Origin of the sequence: Streptomyces sp. NBC_01320 (genome assembly GCF_035974375.1) — a bacterium.
Classification (GTDB): domain Bacteria; phylum Actinomycetota; class Actinomycetes; order Streptomycetales; family Streptomycetaceae; genus Streptomyces; species Streptomyces yanii.
Map to the genome: position 1 here is coordinate 11,077,712 of NZ_CP108390.1, position 17,837 is coordinate 11,095,548.

The 17,837-nt window shown below is 67.3% G+C and carries 18 protein-coding genes and 2 pseudogenes; 11 read left to right on the forward strand and 9 right to left on the reverse strand.

All coding sequences use genetic code 11. The annotated features are described in order from the left end of the window. Window positions 1-131: 131 nt before the first annotated feature. Window positions 132-746: an SMI1/KNR4 family protein gene (locus tag OG395_RS50770; RefSeq protein ID WP_327248945.1), complete on the reverse strand. Its 615-nt coding sequence runs from the start codon at window positions 744-746 to the stop codon at window positions 132-134. 130 nt (window positions 747-876) lie between these two features. Between OG395_RS50770 and OG395_RS50775 the strand changes: the two genes are divergently transcribed. Together OG395_RS50775 and OG395_RS50780 are read left to right on the forward strand one after the other, a co-directional pair. Beyond that, window positions 877-2,295 carry an IS701 family transposase gene (locus OG395_RS50775; RefSeq protein WP_327248946.1) on the forward strand — a complete coding sequence of 473 codons (1,419 nt, stop codon included), beginning with the start codon at window positions 877-879 and terminating at the stop codon, window positions 2,293-2,295. 80 nt (window positions 2,296-2,375) lie between these two features. Further along, entirely contained in the window at window positions 2,376-3,638 is a 1,263-nt protein-coding gene (locus OG395_RS50780; RefSeq protein ID WP_442818709.1) for an IS701 family transposase, read from the forward strand. A gap of 223 nt (window positions 3,639-3,861) precedes the next feature. Here OG395_RS50780 and OG395_RS50785 read toward each other — a convergent pair whose 3' ends face one another. The 3 genes and pseudogenes from OG395_RS50785 to OG395_RS50790 all read right to left on the reverse strand — a co-directional run bounded on the left by OG395_RS50785 (window position 3,862) and on the right by OG395_RS50790 (window position 5,460). Beyond that, window positions 3,862-4,389: a DinB family protein gene (locus OG395_RS50785; protein ID WP_327248948.1), complete on the reverse strand. Its 528-nt coding sequence runs from the start codon at window positions 4,387-4,389 to the stop codon at window positions 3,862-3,864. A gap of 91 nt (window positions 4,390-4,480) precedes the next feature. Beyond that, window positions 4,481-4,617, reverse strand: a pseudogene (locus tag OG395_RS58800) (IS630 family transposase); the annotation flags it as partial. Between the two features lie 105 nt (window positions 4,618-4,722). Next, window positions 4,723-5,460, reverse strand: coding sequence for an MBL fold metallo-hydrolase (locus tag OG395_RS50790; RefSeq protein WP_327248949.1), 738 nt, complete (start codon window positions 5,458-5,460; stop codon window positions 4,723-4,725). A gap of 368 nt (window positions 5,461-5,828) precedes the next feature. Between OG395_RS50790 and OG395_RS50795 the strand changes: the two genes are divergently transcribed. Next, window positions 5,829-6,518 carry a hypothetical protein gene (locus OG395_RS50795; protein WP_327248950.1) on the forward strand — a complete coding sequence of 230 codons (690 nt, stop codon included), beginning with the start codon at window positions 5,829-5,831 and terminating at the stop codon, window positions 6,516-6,518. A 688-nt stretch (window positions 6,519-7,206) separates the two neighbouring features. Further along, entirely contained in the window at window positions 7,207-8,304 is a 1,098-nt protein-coding gene (locus OG395_RS50800; protein WP_327248951.1) for an IS630 family transposase, read from the forward strand. A 455-nt stretch (window positions 8,305-8,759) separates the two neighbouring features. Here the strand turns inward: OG395_RS50800 and OG395_RS50805 are convergent, their stop codons facing one another. Both OG395_RS50805 and OG395_RS50815 read right to left on the reverse strand, forming a co-directional pair. Next, on the reverse strand, window positions 8,760-9,182 hold the full coding sequence (locus tag OG395_RS50805) for a hypothetical protein (RefSeq protein ID WP_327248952.1): 423 nt from the start codon (window positions 9,180-9,182) through the stop codon (window positions 8,760-8,762). A 361-nt stretch (window positions 9,183-9,543) separates the two neighbouring features. Continuing rightward, window positions 9,544-9,834 carry a hypothetical protein gene (locus OG395_RS50815; RefSeq protein WP_327248953.1) on the reverse strand — a complete coding sequence of 97 codons (291 nt, stop codon included), beginning with the start codon at window positions 9,832-9,834 and terminating at the stop codon, window positions 9,544-9,546. Between the two features lie 350 nt (window positions 9,835-10,184). Between OG395_RS50815 and OG395_RS50820 the strand changes: the two genes are divergently transcribed. The 3 genes from OG395_RS50820 to OG395_RS50830 all read left to right on the forward strand — a co-directional run bounded on the left by OG395_RS50820 (window position 10,185) and on the right by OG395_RS50830 (window position 12,097). Then, window positions 10,185-10,694, forward strand: coding sequence for a hypothetical protein (locus tag OG395_RS50820; protein ID WP_327248954.1), 510 nt, complete (start codon window positions 10,185-10,187; stop codon window positions 10,692-10,694). A gap of 89 nt (window positions 10,695-10,783) precedes the next feature. Next, window positions 10,784-11,503: a hypothetical protein gene (locus tag OG395_RS50825; protein WP_327248955.1), complete on the forward strand. Its 720-nt coding sequence runs from the start codon at window positions 10,784-10,786 to the stop codon at window positions 11,501-11,503. A 162-nt stretch (window positions 11,504-11,665) separates the two neighbouring features. Further along, complete coding sequence (locus OG395_RS50830) at window positions 11,666-12,097, forward strand: hypothetical protein (RefSeq protein WP_327248956.1); 432 nt, start codon at window positions 11,666-11,668, stop codon at window positions 12,095-12,097. A 59-nt stretch (window positions 12,098-12,156) separates the two neighbouring features. Here OG395_RS50830 and OG395_RS50835 read toward each other — a convergent pair whose 3' ends face one another. Together OG395_RS50835 and OG395_RS50840 are read right to left on the reverse strand one after the other, a co-directional pair. After that, window positions 12,157-13,059 carry a transposase family protein gene (locus tag OG395_RS50835; protein ID WP_327248957.1) on the reverse strand — a complete coding sequence of 301 codons (903 nt, stop codon included), beginning with the start codon at window positions 13,057-13,059 and terminating at the stop codon, window positions 12,157-12,159. Window positions 13,060-13,166: 107 nt separating this feature from the next. Then, window positions 13,167-13,763 carry a GNAT family N-acetyltransferase gene (locus OG395_RS50840; protein ID WP_327248958.1) on the reverse strand — a complete coding sequence of 199 codons (597 nt, stop codon included), beginning with the start codon at window positions 13,761-13,763 and terminating at the stop codon, window positions 13,167-13,169. Window positions 13,764-13,849: 86 nt separating this feature from the next. Here OG395_RS50840 and OG395_RS50845 point away from each other — a divergent pair, with 86 nt between their 5' ends. The 4 genes and pseudogenes from OG395_RS50845 to OG395_RS50860 all read left to right on the forward strand — a co-directional run. Further along, entirely contained in the window at window positions 13,850-13,993 is a 144-nt protein-coding gene (locus OG395_RS50845; RefSeq protein WP_327248959.1) for a hypothetical protein, read from the forward strand. A gap of 215 nt (window positions 13,994-14,208) precedes the next feature. Continuing rightward, the gene (locus OG395_RS50850) at window positions 14,209-14,703 is read left to right on the forward strand and encodes a DUF6461 domain-containing protein (RefSeq protein WP_327248960.1); all 495 of its coding nucleotides are present in this window, start codon (window positions 14,209-14,211) and stop codon (window positions 14,701-14,703) included. Between the two features lie 440 nt (window positions 14,704-15,143). Beyond that, complete coding sequence (locus OG395_RS50855) at window positions 15,144-15,875, forward strand: IS630 family transposase (protein WP_327248961.1); 732 nt, start codon at window positions 15,144-15,146, stop codon at window positions 15,873-15,875. Window positions 15,876-16,048: 173 nt separating this feature from the next. Further along, window positions 16,049-16,198 (forward strand): annotated as a pseudogene (locus OG395_RS50860) (transposase); the annotation flags it as partial. Between the two features lie 33 nt (window positions 16,199-16,231). Here the strand turns inward: OG395_RS50860 and OG395_RS50865 are convergent. Then, window positions 16,232-17,770 carry an oxidoreductase gene (locus OG395_RS50865; protein ID WP_327248962.1) on the reverse strand — a complete coding sequence of 513 codons (1,539 nt, stop codon included), beginning with the start codon at window positions 17,768-17,770 and terminating at the stop codon, window positions 16,232-16,234. Window positions 17,771-17,837 lie beyond the last annotated feature (67 nt).

Below are 17,837 nucleotides of genomic sequence, written 5' to 3' on the forward strand. Positions count from 1 at the left end.
CGATGGGGTGTGCGGTCTTCCCGTCCACTCCGGCCGTGCGGGCACCCTTGTTGCCCCGGCCCCGCTCCCACGCCGCCAACGGACATGCGGGGTCAGCTTCGTGGCGCACTCACCCGTTACGACAAGAGGGCTTACGTTACGTCTTCCAGGGCACCGTTACACCGCGGCGATCCGCTTATGGCCCCGGACATGATCCGCCGGACTGAACCTAAGGCTGCTCGTTGGCCCACGGTCTGACCCAGGATTCGTTCCGCAGCTTCCTTGCCTCCATGTACGTGTGGGTTAGGTGCCCGTCGAGCCATGCCTGCATCCACTGGGGGGAAGGTCAGGTCGAGTTTGTGGCGGTTGCCTTGCTCGCACCACCACATCTGGCCCTCGGGATGGCGGCAGTCGAGCAGCGCCCACATCGCGCAGCCGAAGTCGCAGAAGAACAGCACGCCTGGTGGAGGAGCGGGCGGATCCCCTGGGGCCAACTCGGCGTTCAGGTAGTCGAGATAGTCGTTGACCATGCCCAGCGGTTCGCCGTTCAGAGGCGAGAAGCCATCGAACGGGCCAACGCCGCCGTCGGCGATCTCCAGGTAAAATCGACGGACCAGCGGCGGCATCCGGAAGCCGATAGTGCGCTCCGCGTCCTCGACCGTGGCCGGCGAGGCTGGTTCGGGCGTCGTCAGTGTTGAGGTCAAGTCGGTGGGCCGTCCCGCCTTCACACGAGCGCGGACGGCCTCGCACAGTTCGTCATCAGTCACTGAGCGATCTTCGTGCGTTAGTTGGGGAGCTGGCTAGTAGGGCTTTGTTAGCGGTGGTTTGTTGACGGCGGGTCAGGGCCGTAGTAGGCCGGTAGCAGAGGAACGTCGCCTCGCCGCCTGGGGGCTTGTGATGACCCGTCGTCTGCCGTGTCCGCCCGCACCGGGCCCGCTGGAAGCCTACGCCGCACGCTTCGATGACCTGTTCTCCACACTGGCACAGCGTCGTGGGTTCCGCGAGTACCTGACGGGGCTGCTGCTGCCGCGGGACCGGAACAAGACGCTGACCTGCCTGGCAGGCACCGAACCCGTCGTCGGGGCCCAGCACCCCTCGGTGCAACGGCTGCAGTTCTTCCTGTCGGAGTCGACGTGGGACCACGAGCGGGTCAACGCCCGCAGGGTGGAGTTGCTGCTGGCGGATCCCGCGACCGCGCCGCACGCGGGCGGGGTGCTGGTGATCGACGACTCGGGCGACCGCAAGGACGGGAAGGCGACGGCGCACATCGGCCGGCAGTGGCTGGGCCGGCTGGGCAAGACCGACAACGGCATCGTCACCGTGACCACCTGCTGGGCGGACGAGAACCTCTACTACCCGCTGCACGCTGTGCCCTGCAGCCCCGCCCATCACTTCCCCAAGGGCAGGAGCGACCCCGGCTTCCGCACGAAACTGCAGATCGCCGCCGAACTCGCCCGCACCGCGAACGCTACCGGGGTGGCCTTCCGGGCGGTGGCCGCCGACTGCGCCTACGGCGACCAGGACAGCTTCCGCAGACAACTCGGCGAGGCGGGGCAGCCGTTCGTGATGGCCCTCAAACCGAGCCACGGCACCTGGGCCTACGGCAAGGACGCCTACACCCCCGCCGACGCCGCCCGCGCCCTGACCTGGACGGACCACAAGCATCCCGGCGACTGGACCCCAGTCGAGCGGACTTTCCGCGACGGGCACACCGAGACATGGTGGGCCGCCGACGCGACCCTTGGCTGGTGGGGACCCGACGGAAACGTCCGCCTGGTCGTGGCGACCGCAGACCCGGCCACCCTGCCCGCGAAGGCCACCTGGTACCTGGCCACCGACCTGCCCCGCCCCGGCGGTCTCCGCGAGGCCGACAGTCCCGAACCCGCCGCTGACCTCGCCGACGTCGTCCGGATCTACGGCATCCGGCACTGGATCGAGCAAAGCTACAAGCAGGTCAAGGACGAACTCGGGTGGGCCGACTTCCAGGTCCGCTCCGACACCGCCATCCGCCGCCACCAGACCCTGGTCACCTGCGCGTTCTCGTTCTGCTGGGACGCCTGGTTCAGTCCACCACCCGAGGTTTCGCCCGGCACAGCACCACCGGAGCCGCCCGAAGAACCGGGCCGGCCCGAGAGGGGGACCAACCAGACCCCACCAGCCCCACACGGCCACCTGGCCCAAGGCGATACGCGCCGTCCGGGCCTGGCTCGACCCCTGGACCAGCCTCCAACGATGCTGGCGAGCCTGGACGAATGCACCCCCACCACCCGAACTCCAAGCCCTGATCAACGCCGTCGGCGCAGGCCACCCGCTTGACCTCTACTCCCCGGCTTAACAAACCACCGTTAGGTACCCCGATTGATCATCTCCGGATAGGTTGTGATGTTCTTTCAGGTGTGACACCTGAGGAGATGGACACGGTCCGCACGCGCTTGGAGGCGTTCGCGGAGGAGATGCTCGGTTCTCTGGCCCGGCGGGATCAGCGAGCCAAGGGCGAGCTGTACCTGCGCGGGCTGATGCTGGACGGCAAGCGCAAGTCGATGCAGCCGATGGCCGAGCGCCTGGGCGTGGACCACCAGCAGCTCCAGCAGTTCGTGGCCTCCTCGACCTGGGACTGGGCCAAGGTCCGTGAGCGGCTGGCTCGTTGGGCTGCCGCTCACATCTCGCCGGAGGCGTACGCGATCGACGGCGTGGGCTTTCCCAAGGACGGCTACGACTCACCGGGTGTGGCGCGGATGTACTGCGGCGCGCTGGGAAAGCGCGGCAACTGCCAGATCGGCGTCAGCGTCAATCTGGTCAGCGACCGCGCTTCCTCGGCGGTCAACTGGCGCCTGTTCCTGCCCGAGAGCTGGGACGACACCAAGAACACCGGCGATGCGCTGCTGACCGGGGCAATCCAGCGCCGACGCGCCAAGGCGGCCATCCCCGACAGCGAGCGGCACAAGGAGAAGTGGCGCCTGGCCCTGGACATGCTCGACGAGGTCCGCGAGGGCTGGGAACTTCCTGACCTGCCGGTGGTAGCCGACGCCGGATACGGCGACGCGACCGGCTTCCGCGAGGGCCTGACCGAGCGCGGCCTGACCTACGCCGTCGCGGTCAAGGGCACCACCACCGCCTACCCGGGCGACGCCGTCCCCGACCGCCCGCCCTACAGCGGCCAGGGCCGCCCGCCCGGACCCGCCTACCCCGGCCGGCACAGCACTCTGCGCCAACTCGCCCTGAAAACCGGGCGATCGGCGGCACGAACCGTGACCTGGCGCCAGGGCAGCAAGACCACGAAGCACAACCCCCACGCCGAGATGCGCTCGCGGTTCCTGGCGCTGCGGGTCAGACCCGCAAACCGAACGATCCGCCGCGCCGCCGACGGCTCCCTGCCCGAGTGCTGGCTGCTGGCCGAATGGCCGCCCGGCGCCGCCGAGCCCACCGACTACTGGCTCTCCACCCTGCCTGCCGACACCCCGCTGCGCGAACTGGTCCGCATCGCCAAGATCCGCTGGCGCGTTGAACACGACTACCGCGAGCTCAAGGACGGTCTGGGCCTGGACCACTTCGAGGGCCGCAACTTCCCCGGCTGGCACCGCCACGTCACCCTCGCCTCCCTCGCCCAGGCGTTCTGCACCATGCTCAGGCTCGACCCAAAAGCGCCTGCGCCGGCCTGACCCTCTACGCGGTCCTCCGCGTGCTTCAGGCCCTCCTGGCCACCTGGACCGGCGCCTGCTCGATATGCGGCCAATCCGCACCGACACCAGAACCACACCACAGGACCTAACAAAGCCCTACTAGTGCTCTGACCGGGAACGTTCACCGGCTTGGGGAGTGGGTGCTCGTGACGGTGCGGACCCACCCAGGTGGAGAAGGTGGTCTGTTCTGTCCGGTGCTGCGCTATTCGCCGGTGGCACCGTCGGCGAGTTCGCGGACCACGTCGAGCTGGCCGGCGTGTCGGGCGTACTCCTGCAGCATGTGGAACAGGACCCAGATCAGGGCCGGGTGGTGGTCAGGGGGGTTGAAGCCGCCACCACTGCGTGCGGGTTCCTGCAGTTCGGCACCCGCCACGATCTTGCGGGATCGTGCGCACTCGTCCAGGAAGAGGGCTCGGATCTCTTCTGTCGATTCCTCAGCTCCGACCTGCCATTTTCGTGTGTCAGGGTCTTCCTCGCCCCAGATGGAATCCACTTGTTCGGCGGCGAACCCCCAGCGGAACCATCGCCGTTCCACGAACGCGAGGTGCTTGAGCAGGACGAGCGGGGCCCAGCCGGACGGGAGCCTGCTGTTGCGCAGGTCCTCCTCGGACATGCCGTCGAGCTTGCGCAGCACCGCGGCACGGTAGTAGTCGAGGTAAGCGAGCACCAGCTCGCGGGGGTCAGTCAAGTTGCCCGGCGGCTCTGCCGCGGGCTCGGGGGAAGCGGCCATGCGCCGGACAGTAGCTTCGGGCGGCCTCTGCGGACCACCCGATATCGCCGGGACAGCGGTCCTGCCACGGTGCCACGATCTTCCCCATGTCTCAGGCCGCCTCGGCGAGGGGGCGTCCTCCCCAGCGGATGCCTTCTGGCTGCGGATGCGGGCGCGCTCGCGGCGCTGGGCGGCCAGCACGTCGGGGTGGCGGGCGTTGGCGTTGCGCCAGCGCGGGTAGGCGTGCAGCACGCAAGGAGCGCGCCCGCAGCTGCAGCGAGAAAGGACTGCGCTGGGGAGGCCGGCCCGCCCTCGCCGCGTGATCAGGTAACCGGCGCCTCACCCATCAGCGCACTAGAAGGAGAGCACCATGCTCTCCTCGGCAGCGATCACCTCGCCCGAAAAGCTGCTGCAGGCATCGGCGGTCGAACGCGTACGGTCGCTGCCGGGCCAGAAGTGAGTGAGAAGCAGGCGCTTGGCCCTGGCACGGGTGGCCCAGGCCCCAGCATCCACGGCGCTCATTAGGTGGTGATCGCCGCTGTCGGCGGATGCGCCCTGAAGCGTGGCTCCCGCGATGAACAGATCTGCCCCTGCCGCCAGCCGGGCAAGGGCAGGGTCCGGTCCGGCATCGCCGCTGTATGCAAGGGTCAGGCCCGGCGCGGTCAACCGCACACCCGCATGCGGAACGTGATGCGGCAGCAGCATGGCATCGAGCCGGAACGGTCCCACCTGGTGGCTCGAAGGGAGCGAGTGCACGTCGAAGACGTTGAGCAGGTCCTCGGTCGGTTCCATCGCCTGGACTCGGCCAATCACTCCAAGAGGGCAGTACAACGGCAGGCGGGCGCCCCGCTCCTCCGCGAAGTGGAGCGAGCGACACAGGGCGCTGAGGTCGGCGCAGTGGTCGGGGTGTTCGTGGGTGACCACCACGGCGTCCACCTGCCCGCCGGCGCAGTATTCCAGCAACCGCGGGAAGGTCGCGTAGCCCAGGTCCAGCACCAGCCGGAACCCGTCGTACTCCAGCAGGAAACCGCTGGCGCTCCGGCCAGCCTCCGGCCAGGCCCCACACGTCCCCAGTACCGTCAGTCTGCGCACCAGCCGATGCTCTCATGGGTAGTTCTGCAGGCCGAACTTGGACGGCCCAGGCGCAACGGCGGTTTTCTGGCGGTGAAGCGGCAGACCCGGCCCGAGCCAGATGATCAAGAAACCCGGCAAACGTTACCGGTCACGCGCACCAGAGGCCTGTTCGGCGGATCAGGGCGCCTACGGGTGGCCATCACCTTTTCGGCGCAGATGAGCATGCCAGGGCCCGCGACCGCCGCAAGATTCGCCGGACAAAGTTTAGAAAACTTATGAAGATTTTGGATTCTGGTCCCGCGCAGCTCAATTGAGTACGCGTACCCACCCCTTACCGGGTAGCTGCGCCCATCCGTCGCGCTTCCACGCTGCCATACCGTCCCCGTATGCCCGAAGAGACCGTACCGACCAACACCACCCCCGCCGCTCCGACCGAGTCGAGGTCCCCCTCTTCCGTCCTCGGGGCCCTCGGATGCGGCTGCGCCGCGCTCGTCGCCGTCGTCGTACTCGTTCTGGTCGTCCCGCTCGTATCTGGCTCATTGGGGTCGACGGGCTTTCCCCGCGTCGCGCCCGAGAACATGGCGAGTCGTGCCTTCCAGCGCTCCCAGGAGGCGTACGACGTCGTGGGGTTCAAGCGCACCGTAGACCCAGGAGTCGAGGACGTTGGCGTCAGCACGGAGAACACGTTCAGCTCCGGCTTCTGCTACGACGGGGGTCTGCTGGGGCTGGAGGACAAGACCGTCGACGGCGCTTACCAGATGAGTCACAGCTGGGCGCTGGACCATGTGCCCGCGAGCCGGGCCGTCTCCGGCCTCCGCCGACTGCACCAGCACCTCAAGGACAACGGCTGGGAGGTCACGTCCTACCGTGACGGCGCGAAGGGCAACTGGGACCTGTTCGTCCAGCGGGACGACGGGGCCGAGCGGATGTCCTTCACCTGGTTCCCGGACCGGGAGTACTTCACCGGCGGCGCCACCGTGTCCTGCGCCTATGACCCCGAGTGGAAGACCGGCGACGCCGGCCCCTCCGGGGACCACCAGACGCCACCTGCCCTCGGGCCCGCACAGCGGGACTAGTGGCTCGTCACGCAGCCTTGGCCGGGTAATCAACGGTGTCAGTGATCGCGACTATGGTTCCCGGTCATGGGGTTCTCGGGGTCTTTCATCGTGGCGCGAGCCGGTCGGCCGCTGACGAAGTTGGCGGCGATGCGGGCCTCGGACTGTGTGCCGTTCTGGTGGGCGCGTGATGGCGAGTGGCAGATCGTACAAGCGTGCCCTGTCGCAGATCCTGACCCTTCGATCATCGGCGAGACGCGCGCTTCTGTCCTGGTCTGTCATGTGATTGACAGCGACTTCGCGACAGTTCAGGCAGCGAGTCCCGATGGCCTGTCATGGCAATGTGCTTTGTCGCCGGAGATGGCGCGGAATTACGGCCTCCCTGGTGAGTGGATCGGTGATTCGGTCGAAGTAGGTGAGCGAGCTGCAGCCTGGGCTCGAGGGGCTGGCCTTCAGCCGGACCCGGTGGCGCTCAGGGCTGCCCTGGTGACTGAGTGTGATCCGCTGGCGGAGGACTTGGTCTTCGCACTCGTTCACGCCTTGGGGTTCCGGTTCCGCGACGGGGTCGACCTGGAACCGCCGGCGGTGTGATGGGGGGCCCGTTCGCAAACTGCGCCCTGCCGACTCGCCAACCGAATTGCTCAGACCCGTCGCACGACCTGCTCGTCGGTCAGCAGACTGTCTCCAAGACCTGATCTTGGAGGTGGTCGTGGGACGACGACCGAGTGTGTTCGTCCGGCCGGTCACGATGGACGAGGGCCGGAGGCTGCAGCGGATCAGCCGGACCGCGAAGGACCCGGTAAAACTCCGCCGGGCGATCGTGGTGCTGATGTCCGCCCAGGGCCAGACGGTCAAGGACATCACCGTGCTGATGCAGGTCGGCGAGGACTACGTCCGCGATGTCATCCACGCCTTCAACGAGCGGGGGTTCGACGCGCTGGACCCAAAATGGAGCGGGGGACGCCCCAAGACGATCAGTGACCAGGTGCGCGAGCACATCTGCCTGATCGCCCGGACGTCCCCCGCCGACTGGAAGATCACCGCCTTCTCCACCTGGAGCCTGAGCAAGCTCGCCGAGCACCTGGTCAAGCAGAAGGTGACTGCGGCCATCAGCCGGGAGACCCTGCGCCGGATCCTGCGTGAGGGCAAGGTCTCCTGGAAGACCACCACTACGTGGAAAGCGTCCACCGACCCGGAGTTCATCGCCAAGATGCATCGCATCCTGGCGCTGTACGACACCCCGCCCGCCGACGGGCGGGTGATATGCGTCGACGAGTTCGGACCGCTGAACCTGATGCCCCGCAAGGGCAAGGCGTGGGGGCCGGTGAGACGCCCGCGCCGGCTGCGGGCCACCTACAACCGCACAAGCGGCGTCAGGCACATGCTCGCTGCCCTCGATCTGGCCACCGGCAAGCTGTACTACCGCATCCGCCCGCGCAAGCGCTGGCGCGAATTCCTCGCCCTCCTCAAGGCCCTGCGCGCCCGCTGGCCCGGGGAGAGGCTGTATGTGGTGCTGGACAACTTCTCCCCGCACAAGCACGCCAAGGTCCGCACCTGGGCGGCCGACAACGACATCGAACTGGTCTTCCTGCCGACCTACGGCTCCTGGCTGAACTGGATCGAGGCCGAGTTCGCGGCCCTGCGCTACTTCGCACTCAACGGCACCGACCACCGCAGCCACGACGAGCAGAACGCGGCCATCGCCGCGTACGTCCGCTGGCGCAATGCCCGCACCGAACCGAAGACCAACTTCGCCCCCGACTCACCCATCCGCACCTGGACGCATTACCCGGCCAAGGCTGCCTGACGAGCCACTAGTTACGCCGTTCCTTCAGGCGGTGGGCTGCCCGAAGGAACAGGTGGGCGTCAGGTGCCGTTGAAGGTTCGACAACTATCTTGCCCGGCTCCGCAAGAGGAGCCCACAGCTGACGTTCTGAGCCCGGATCTATAGGCGCTATCGAGGGTGGGCGCCTACGCGAATCTGGTTCCGCGTCCCCGCTCGCCATCGGCAACTGTGCACGCCCCTCACCGTTCGCTTCGATCAACGATTCCATGACGAAAGTCACGTCTCCCTACGTTTGTTGTACGCAGGTAGCGGACCACCAAAGTCCGCTTCAACCCCACGGCAGAGTAGCGGCGTTGCCCGTCCAGGCAAGCCACAGGGGCGTATCTGCACACCTTCGTAGGTCGAACAGACAGGACGAACTGTGTGCTAGGTCCGTCTGCGTACCTCAGCGTTGAAACGGCGGGCCTTCAGCCCTGTCAGCCGTCCACATGGGTAAGGAGGACCTCGAAGAGGCCTTCATCAGCGATCGACGTGACGACTCCTCCCGCAGCGTGGGCAGCCACAGCGGACCGCAGCGCTGCCAGATGCGTTTGCCGTTCGTCGGCCGACGAACCCCAGTCGCTGAGATCCTCAGCAGCAATCGCCGCGTAGATCCAGCCCCTGAGCTGTTCCGGGATCGGTGCGCCGACCGCCAGAAGAACAGTTGCAAGGACCTGCAGTCCTTTCGGAGCCATCTGCTCGGCATGTCCCTGAGCCCGCTTGAGTACGCCAGGATCCGCAAGACGAGCAGCGACTGCCGCCCGCTGCTCGCCAGACATGTCCGCGAGCGAATACAGACCTTCAGCGCCGACAATTTCCTGAAGCGTGTCAAGGTAGTCCAGCGGCGAATCTCCGCCCATGACCGTTGCGCTTCACCAGCCCATGCCTGCCTTTTCGGATGCTGCACCTGGCAAGCCCGGGCCCACCTTCATAGCTCGCAGGTGCTGTGCGGGCACTCGAAACAGCGTCCCAGCTGCAGGGTCGCCTGCCGGTGGCCGGGGGTGTGCTCCCCACAGCCGAGGCTAGACCACAGCGGAACGCCAGTCCGCCGGCGCTGCGGTCGTAGTCAGGCGACGGTCCAGCTACGCAGCTGGCGGCCGATCCTGGCGACACCGAACGCACCGGAAGCGGCTTCCCCCACGAGCGCGACCGCCGCTTTGGACGGGTACTCGAGCCGGCACCCGTTCAGAGCGCGCCGGTCCGAAGCCCGCGTAGCGGCGGTCAGGCGCGAACCAGGAGCACGACGCCTGCGGCCAGGAACGCGAGCCCGAAGGCGGATAGAAACCCACCCCAGATGCGCACGAACCTCCGCTGGAGTGGGGCGTAGCGGAGGAAGTCCATCCCTGGATGCTCAAATCCCAGTCGGTTGAAGGTCCGCAGGAGGCTGGGGTCGGCGTGGGCAGGATTGAGGTACGTGTCCACGGTCCGCTGGGCGATACCGCGGTGGTCCGTCGCCAGCGCAAGCCCGACCAGTATCAGCCCGAGGCCCAGCAGTAGAGGGAGCAGATACATTCCGTTCCTCCGGTGCAGGGGCGTCGATAGATGCACCGTACGCAGGGATGCGGACAGACCGTCATGCCGGAGACCGGCAACCTGAAGCCCAGTTCACTGCCGGTCAGACACCGACGAGTACGCGCATCCCATCGCCGGCCAGACCGTGACTTGTCCAGGCTGTGGCCTCTACGACGTGTATCGAAAATTGCAGTGCTCATCGGTGGCTGCGGGCAGTGCTGAATACACGAGGCCGGGGTGGTGCGCGCCACCTCTCCAGTCGCAGAGTTGAACGCGTTCAACAGGTCTGACAAGGTATCTCTCCCCGGCCCACTTCTATCGGTTGGCTGGACTGAGCGTGGGAGGTCCTGGTGGAGGGCGGAAGCAGGCTACGTGCGTGGGGGGCGACCCTCGGTGGCTTGATGGTGGTTTTGGCTGTTCTGACGGCGTGTGCCGGCCCCTATCAGTACTACGAGGGAACAGGGCTCCACGACACCACGACGGCCGAAGTCGCCGGGGGCTGGGAAAATGTCGAGGGCACCCGTGTGGTGCTTCGCGAAAACGGAACGGCTCTTTTCGAGAAGCTCGACGGGCAGGACTTCGACTTCGAGGACGGCTGGCGCCTCTCCGGTACGGGAACCTGGCAATTGACCGACCGCGACGGCGGACAGGTCGTCCGGCTCGCGCTGACGGCCCGGACACGAGTGGGGAGACGTTTCCCCGTGACGAGCACCGACGCCTCGACTCCTGAGCCTCCGTCGACATACGCGTGGTCTTTCTACGTGGACCGCGACCCGCATGACGAGTTGGAGCTGTTCTTCTTCTACGGCGATCCCGACATCGGGAACACGTACGTGATGACGCGCGAGACGGGGTCATAGCCACTCATTGATGGCTGCGACAAGCACGGTCCCAGGACCTTCAGGCCCAGGTCCTGGAACGCGCGGGTCGCGTCGACGAGGCCGTCCGCGTGCTTGGGGCAGACATAGCCGCCGGCCGCTTCCTGGTCCAGAACACGCTCACCGCCTATGCCGAACTCCTCAAGCGCAACGGGCGCATGGAGGAACTGCGCGAACTCGGCACCGGAGAGCACGCGCACGTTGGCTTGCCGTACTACGCCAGGGCCCTCGAAGACCGCGGTCAGGCCGACGAGGCCGAGACCGTCCTGCGGCGCTTCATCGCGGCCGACGAGTGGGACCGCTTCCGCTGGCCATTGATCGAACTGCTGGGGCGCCAGGGCCGGATCGAGGAAGCCGTCGAGGTGAGACGACCCACGTTCGACCACCACGACGCCTGCCTTCTCGAAAGCGTCCTCCACCTTCTTGCCGAGGCCGGGCGTTTCGACGACGCCCTGGCCATCCTCGACGAGCGCGATGCCGAATACATTGACGAGCACTCATCCTGGTTCCATACGAACCGGATATGGCTGCTGGGCGAGGCAGGTCGGTACGAGGAAGCCCTCGCCCACGCCGCGATGCTGCCGACGGACCTGTACGGACTGACATCCAGCACCGCGTGGATCCTGGAGCAGGCGGGACGCGTCGAAGAGGCTCTCGGCCTGCTCCGGGCAGATGCCGACGTGGAGGCGTGGGAGGCGGCCGCGCTCCTCGTCAGGCACGGACGTGCAGACGAAGCGATTGACAGCATGCCCTCCATCGCCGATCTCCGCGCAGCCAGTCGGTGGGGGTAGCGGCGGTCATGCAACTTTTCGATGAGACTCCCTGGCCCCGTACAGTCTGGGTCGCCGGCACCGCTCTGCTCTTGGACCTGGCACATGAGGCCGCGATGCACGGCCTCAGCCAGCGTTTCTAGGCCGTGTATGGGAAGTGAATCGTGCGCATAGGGTGTCGGCATGTCGCTGAGCCGCATAGTCCTCTCGTCTGGCCGTTCGATCGAGCTCACCGAGCTGCGAATGTCGTCGACCTACGGGGGGATGTTGGAGGGCTACCCGTGCAAGCCCATCAATGACATGAAGGTCAGCGGCCTTCAGCGGCAGGCTGAACGCGCGTTTCCCTCCACGCCGGTTCATCTGGTTCCGCCCCGCCGCGAGTACCCGGACCAGACCGCCGGCGCCTTCGGCCCTGTTGAAGTACTGGCTTCCGTGGCCTGTATCGGCGTCTTCCGCTCGACAGCAGTCGCCTCTGAGCTCGACCAGGTCCTGCACCGCTCCGCCCTTACTGTGGTCTGGTTCCAGACCGTCTTGGATGTCCCGTCGGGCGAGGACGCCGACCTTGCGCTTCGCGGCATTCGCTGGGAAGAGCTGGCCCAGGACCACGAGCTCTAACGACCTCGGGGGAAATTGAGATTCGGGCGTGCTGGCCCGGCGGCTCGGCTGGTGGGTGATCAGCAGGTCACGTCGCGGACGAGGACGAGTTCGGTGCTCGTCTCTGGGCGGGTGGCCCGCTGTGCGGATCGGTCGGAGACGAGTGAGGCGATCGCGAGGTGGGTTTCGGCGTAGGTATTGCGGCGTCCGGTGAATCGCCGCAGGGGTGCCCACTGGCGGAGCTCGGCGTTGGTGTGCTCCACACAGATCCTCGCCGAGGACTGCCGCCGTCGTGTCTCGCGCCAGGCGTGCTTGTCACCGTCGCACGCCTCGTCCTTGGGCTTCTTCGGCGGGGCGCTGACTTGGCCGGGGAACTCCTTGGCCAGCCCGAGGTAGCCGGAATCGACCTTCGCCTTCACGCCGGGACGGGTGCGGAACTGCTCGGCGATGCCCTCGGTGCGCACGGCGGTCTGGTCGTGCATCCGGCCCGGGCGGACCAGGCCGGACAGCAGCAGGCGGCCCTGGCCGTCGCTGAACGTGGTGGTCTTGATGGTGTTCTGCTTGCGTTTGCCGGAGACGAACGCCCGGCGCCCGGGGCGGTCGGCCTGCGGGCGGCGGACCTGGGTCTCGGCCCCGTCGAGCCGCAGCTCAACATCCTCTGCCTCGGCATAGGCGAAGACGTCCTCCAGCGTCTTGAGCCGAAGTCCGGGCCGGTCGGGCACGGCGAAACCACGGGCCGCAAGCAGCGGGCGGACCTGGCGGATGGCTGCGGAGACGGTGGAGCGATCCACCTCGAAGAGCTCGGCGAGCACCACGTGCGGCAACTGATGGCGCAGATGGACCAGGGTGATCAGTAGCCGATCGAGGAAGACCAGCTTGGGCTTTCGGCCGGCACCCTCCGCCCGCCGACGCTCCCCGCCCCGGGCCTCGCGGAGCGCGGACTGCCGCGCGGCCTCCCACGCACTGGCGAGCTCGGCGAACAACTCGCCGAAATGTGCGCGTGAGACACCGGACAGGGCAGGATGGGAACAGGCCGCACGTGGCCCAGGTCAGCTTCACAACTCACCCAACCCGTGCGGCCCTTCTCATGTCACGGCCCGACCGGGACGATCACCATGTCCGCCGAGGCCGTAAAGCTACGCGGCCACTGAATCGCGTCTGCCGGGACCTCGAAGACGATCGCGAGCCCGTCGCGCTCGTTCCCCTGCTCGCCGACGCGCGTGAAACCGAAGCCCGCGATGGTGGCCAGGGAGGCGTTGTTGTCGGATCTGATCCTGGCCCGCACGGTCCTGACACCGGGTTCGGCGGCGGCCCTGACAAGCAGCGCCGTCAGCATGGCGCGGGCATAGCCCTGGCGGCGGTACCCGGGCACGACGGTGAAGCCGACCTCGACCATCCCGGCCTCGTCCGGCGGCCCGTGGAACCCGGCGTCGCCGACGACGACCCCGTCCGGCTCGGACACAGCGGCCCGCGTGATCCAGGGCGCGGCAGACGGGTCCTCGGCGAGCTGGTCAGCGCGATGGCCGAAGATCCAGCGGGCCCGGTCAGACACGAAGTATTCATCAAGGGCGACCCCGGCCTCGGCGCTGCCGCCAGCGAGGTCACCGTCGGCAAGCACCCGCAGCGCCTTCGCGCTGAGCTCGACGAAGCGGACGCGTTTGGGGATGGAGAGAGGTTCGTTGTTCATCGCGGAGATGCTCGCCCAGCACTGGAGGGCTGTCCACCGCTTTACGGCCTCGGCGGACAGGGTGATCATCCCGGTCTGGCCGTGACATGAGAGGGCCTCACGGACGCCGTGATACCTACGCCGAGACCCATCTCGCGATCGCCTCACTGGTCTCCGACCGATCCGCGCAGCGGTCCCACCACCGCCGGACGAGCACCGAACTCGTCCTCGTCCGCGACACCGCCCGCTGATCCCCCACCAGCCGAGGCGCCGGGCCAGCACGCCCGCACCTCAATTTCCCCCGAGGTCGTAAGCGGTTACGGCGAAGTCGAGTACTGATTCTTTGGCCGCCGAGCCCACGACCAGTGAGCCTGCTCCTTACCTTGGCGCTGAGCGGCTGGCCGCTGTCTTGACGACGGCGGGCGGCTGTGCGGCCGTGTCAGTGGGTTCCTCTACGGTGCCCGGTATGACGGATTGGATACACGGCCCGCTTCCGCACCACGAGGAGACCAACGTGGTCTTCTTCCGCGGCTTGTCTCTGGACTCACTTACGCGAGGACTCCTCGGCCTGCGGCGAACGCCACTCGCCTACGGCAAGGGAACCGACTGGGGGCTGATGATGCACGACATGCTCAGCTGGGACAGCGGCGACTACGACCTTGCCGACTACCGGCGGCTGTGCCCGGACGGCGGCGAACTCGTTGTCTTCGTGACCGAGCCTTGCTGGGCGAAGGCCCATCGCCCATGGTTCGAGTACTACCGCGATGGGAGCCTGGTCACCGGCTTCAGCTTCGAGAATCTGCACGACCGGGTGGGTGAGGACCCTGATCTGCTGCTACCCGTCCTCACGGCGGGGAATCTGATCGGGCCGCAGGCGGATCTTGACAGAGATGACAACGAGGAACGGACGGTGCAGGCAATCACCGGTTTTTTCTCCTTGCCCGAACTCGACATGCCTTGACCGAGGGCATTGAGCGATCTCGGTGATGTGGGGCTGCCCTTCGGGTATGAGACGGGGCGGGGAGGGGCTGCCTCATGCCGAAGATCCTGCGTGCTGAGTTGACGTCTGATCAGGATCCGAGGTGCGCGAGCGTCTGCGGGCACGTGATCTGGCGCCGGGTACCAGACTGCGTCTGGAATGCATACGGCTGATGGGACGGGGCCTCATTGTGCCGGAGGTGGCTGACCTGCTCGAATGCAACGACGTCACCGTGCGCGGTGCGGTCCACCGCTTCGCGGCGGGCGGGTTTGACACGCTGGGGACGCCCCGCGCCCGGGGCGCCCGGCCTCGGTTACCCGCGAGGACCGCGAGGCACTGGCCGCCCTGCTGGACGAGTCCGCCCAGCAGGGACGAACGTGGACTGCCGCCGCGCTGTGTGACTGGCTGGCCGCGGAACGGGGGTGCGGGTCTCGGCAGCCTGGCTGACCGAGTTGCTCCACCGGGACGGGTTCCGGTGGAAACGGACCCGGGACACGCTGCGGCACAAGGCCGACCCCGTCCTCCAGCAAGCCGCCCGGGCCCAGCTGGAGGATTTACGGCTGGGCGCGATTACAGGTATGAGGGACCTGTACTTCCTCGACGAGAGCGGGTTCGCGCCGACCATGCCCACGGGATACACCTGGTCACGGGCAGGGCATCGGGCCGTCGTGCCGCGCGAGGACAAGAAGGGTCGGCGCGTGAACGTGCTCGGCGCCTTGGTCGCGGGACGGCATGCCGACCTGGTGTGGGAGAGGAGCTGCGGAAAGATCGACGCGGCCATGCTGCTTGAATTCGTGTGCACGAAACTGGCCGGCCTGCCTGGCGGTGCCGCCGCACTGGAACAGCCGCCCGCGGGCTTCACTCGTGTCCGGCCGTGCACCGTCGTGCTGGACAATGCCTCCGCGCACGTGGCCCGGGCCTTCAAAGGACGCCGCGAGGATCTGGCCGCCATCGGCGTCGAACTCTTCTACCTCCCGCCCCGCAGTCCCGAACTGAACGACATCGAGCGGGTATGGTGCTCGGCGAAGTACGAGGACTACCCCGAGCGCGTCCACACCACCGCCGAAGCGGTCGGCACCGCTGTCGACCGAGCCCTGAACCGTCAACGCGCACGCGTCCAAGGATCAGCAGCGAACTTCATCAAAGCCGCTTAGTGCTGTGACCGCGAAGGTTCACCGGTTTCTGCGACGATTGCTGAGTGAGCAAGCAAGAGTGGGACACATTGACCAAGTCTGAAGAAGCCTTCATGGTCAATTCCTATGAGATCGACATCCTGGCTGGTGTCTGGGGCGATCTCGATGAAGCCGACCAGTCCCGACCGGTCAACGAGCACGGCTCCGGCCTGGGCACCCAACGCTGGGTCGTGGAGCGCGCGTTCGCTCATCTGCACTGGTTCCGCCGCCTGCGGGTCCGCTGGGAGATCCGCGACGACATCCACGAAGCCTTCCTCACCCTCGGCTGCGCACTCATCTGCTGGCGACGCTTGAACTCAGCTGTCGCTTGTCGCTCGTTAATTTCTCTGCACGGTGCGGGTGACACCCGCGATGACGGCGGTCGTCAGCACCCAGCCGACGGCGATCAGCAGGTAGGCCAGCCACTGGAGGCTGTCGTTCGACCAGTACCACGCCGTGCGCTGCCCCAGACCACCAATGGGGATCAAGAGATCGAGTGTGTAGACGAAGGGCTGGAACGGGGCGCCCTCGCCTTGCTGGGCCGGCCTGGGGGAGCCAGCACCGAATGACAGCGAGCCCAGCAAGGTCAACGCGAGGAGCCAGACGCCAGCCAGCCAGGGGCGGTATCCGTAACCGACGGTCGTGTCGAGCAGGTGCCCCCACACGCGCGCGAGCGGGTGAAGAGTTCGACGCCGATGGCGCTGTTTGGCCAGCAGCACGCGCCGGGCGTCGTCATCGTGGCCGGCCTTTCGGTACCAGCTCGCCAACTGCTCATAGGGCTGGGGGCTGTAGCCCGGGCTGCGTCGTATCCACGCCACGCGGTGCGTGACGGACTCCCGCTGCCTCACTGCCTCGTCCATCTTGATGGAACCGTAGACGAAGCCGTCCAGCTCCACCACATCCGGCCAGCTGTGCTCGCTGTCGTGGAGATAGGACACCTGCGCGCCCCGCAGGTCCACGGTGCCGGACGGTGGGTGGGCCACGGTGAAGTCGAAGTCGACGGCCTGCATCAGCGGGGCGACCAGAGACGGGCCGCGGCCGTCGGGCGACCCGTTTAGCACGGCTCCTCCAAAGGTCAGGCTGTCCGAGATCCGGGCACCCCGCAGCCGGACGGTCCCGCTCGCGGTGAACCCGCCCGAGAGATCGATGGTCGAGGCCACGGCGTTGTCCAGTGCGAGGGCCACTCCACGCGAGGAGGGGCCCTCCAGGCGTGCGCCCCCCATGAACAGCCCGCCCGGCAACTGTGCACCCAGCAGCCGTACTTCACCTCGTGCCACGAACCCGCCGTTGCAGAAGACGCCTCCATCCATGACCAGGCCGCCGGCGGCCACGGCCCATCCTCCGGGCGCGCTTATCTCGGCCCCGTTGAGCAGGACGCCGCCGCTCACCCGGGCGTCGCTCAGCGACAGGGCGGTACTGACGTGGTTGAAAGGCGAGGAATCGAGGCTCTCCACGACAGAGCGTCGCAGGTCGAGGATTCCCTCGATGCGGGCCGAAGCGGCTTCGATGCCCGGCACCTGACTGCCCGAGATCACGAGCGTTTGTGTCGATGCTCCGAGAAGGTCCACAGACTCCTCGAACCAGCAGCCCTCGAGCCATAAGGCGTGAGCGATCTGCGCGCCGGCCAGATTCAAGCGCCCAGATATTCGCGCCCCGGCGAGCCTCAGGCACGCCACAACGCCCGGCTGCGTGGTGTTCGCGCCCAGGAGGAGCGCCGTGATCACGGCAGCCCGAACCCTCCGCCCGGGGCCCCAGTGCCCACCCTCGTCGACACGATCATCCTCGGGCGAACCCGTGCGCAGGTCCACGCGGCGTCCCTCAGGAAACGCGTCCCACAACTCCCGCTCCGGGGAGGTCAACTCGTCGTATGAGAGCACTCATGCAGAGTAGCGATCTTCCTTCGCGCTCGCCTTGCCTGGCCCGGAGCGAAGGGCGGTCCATTCC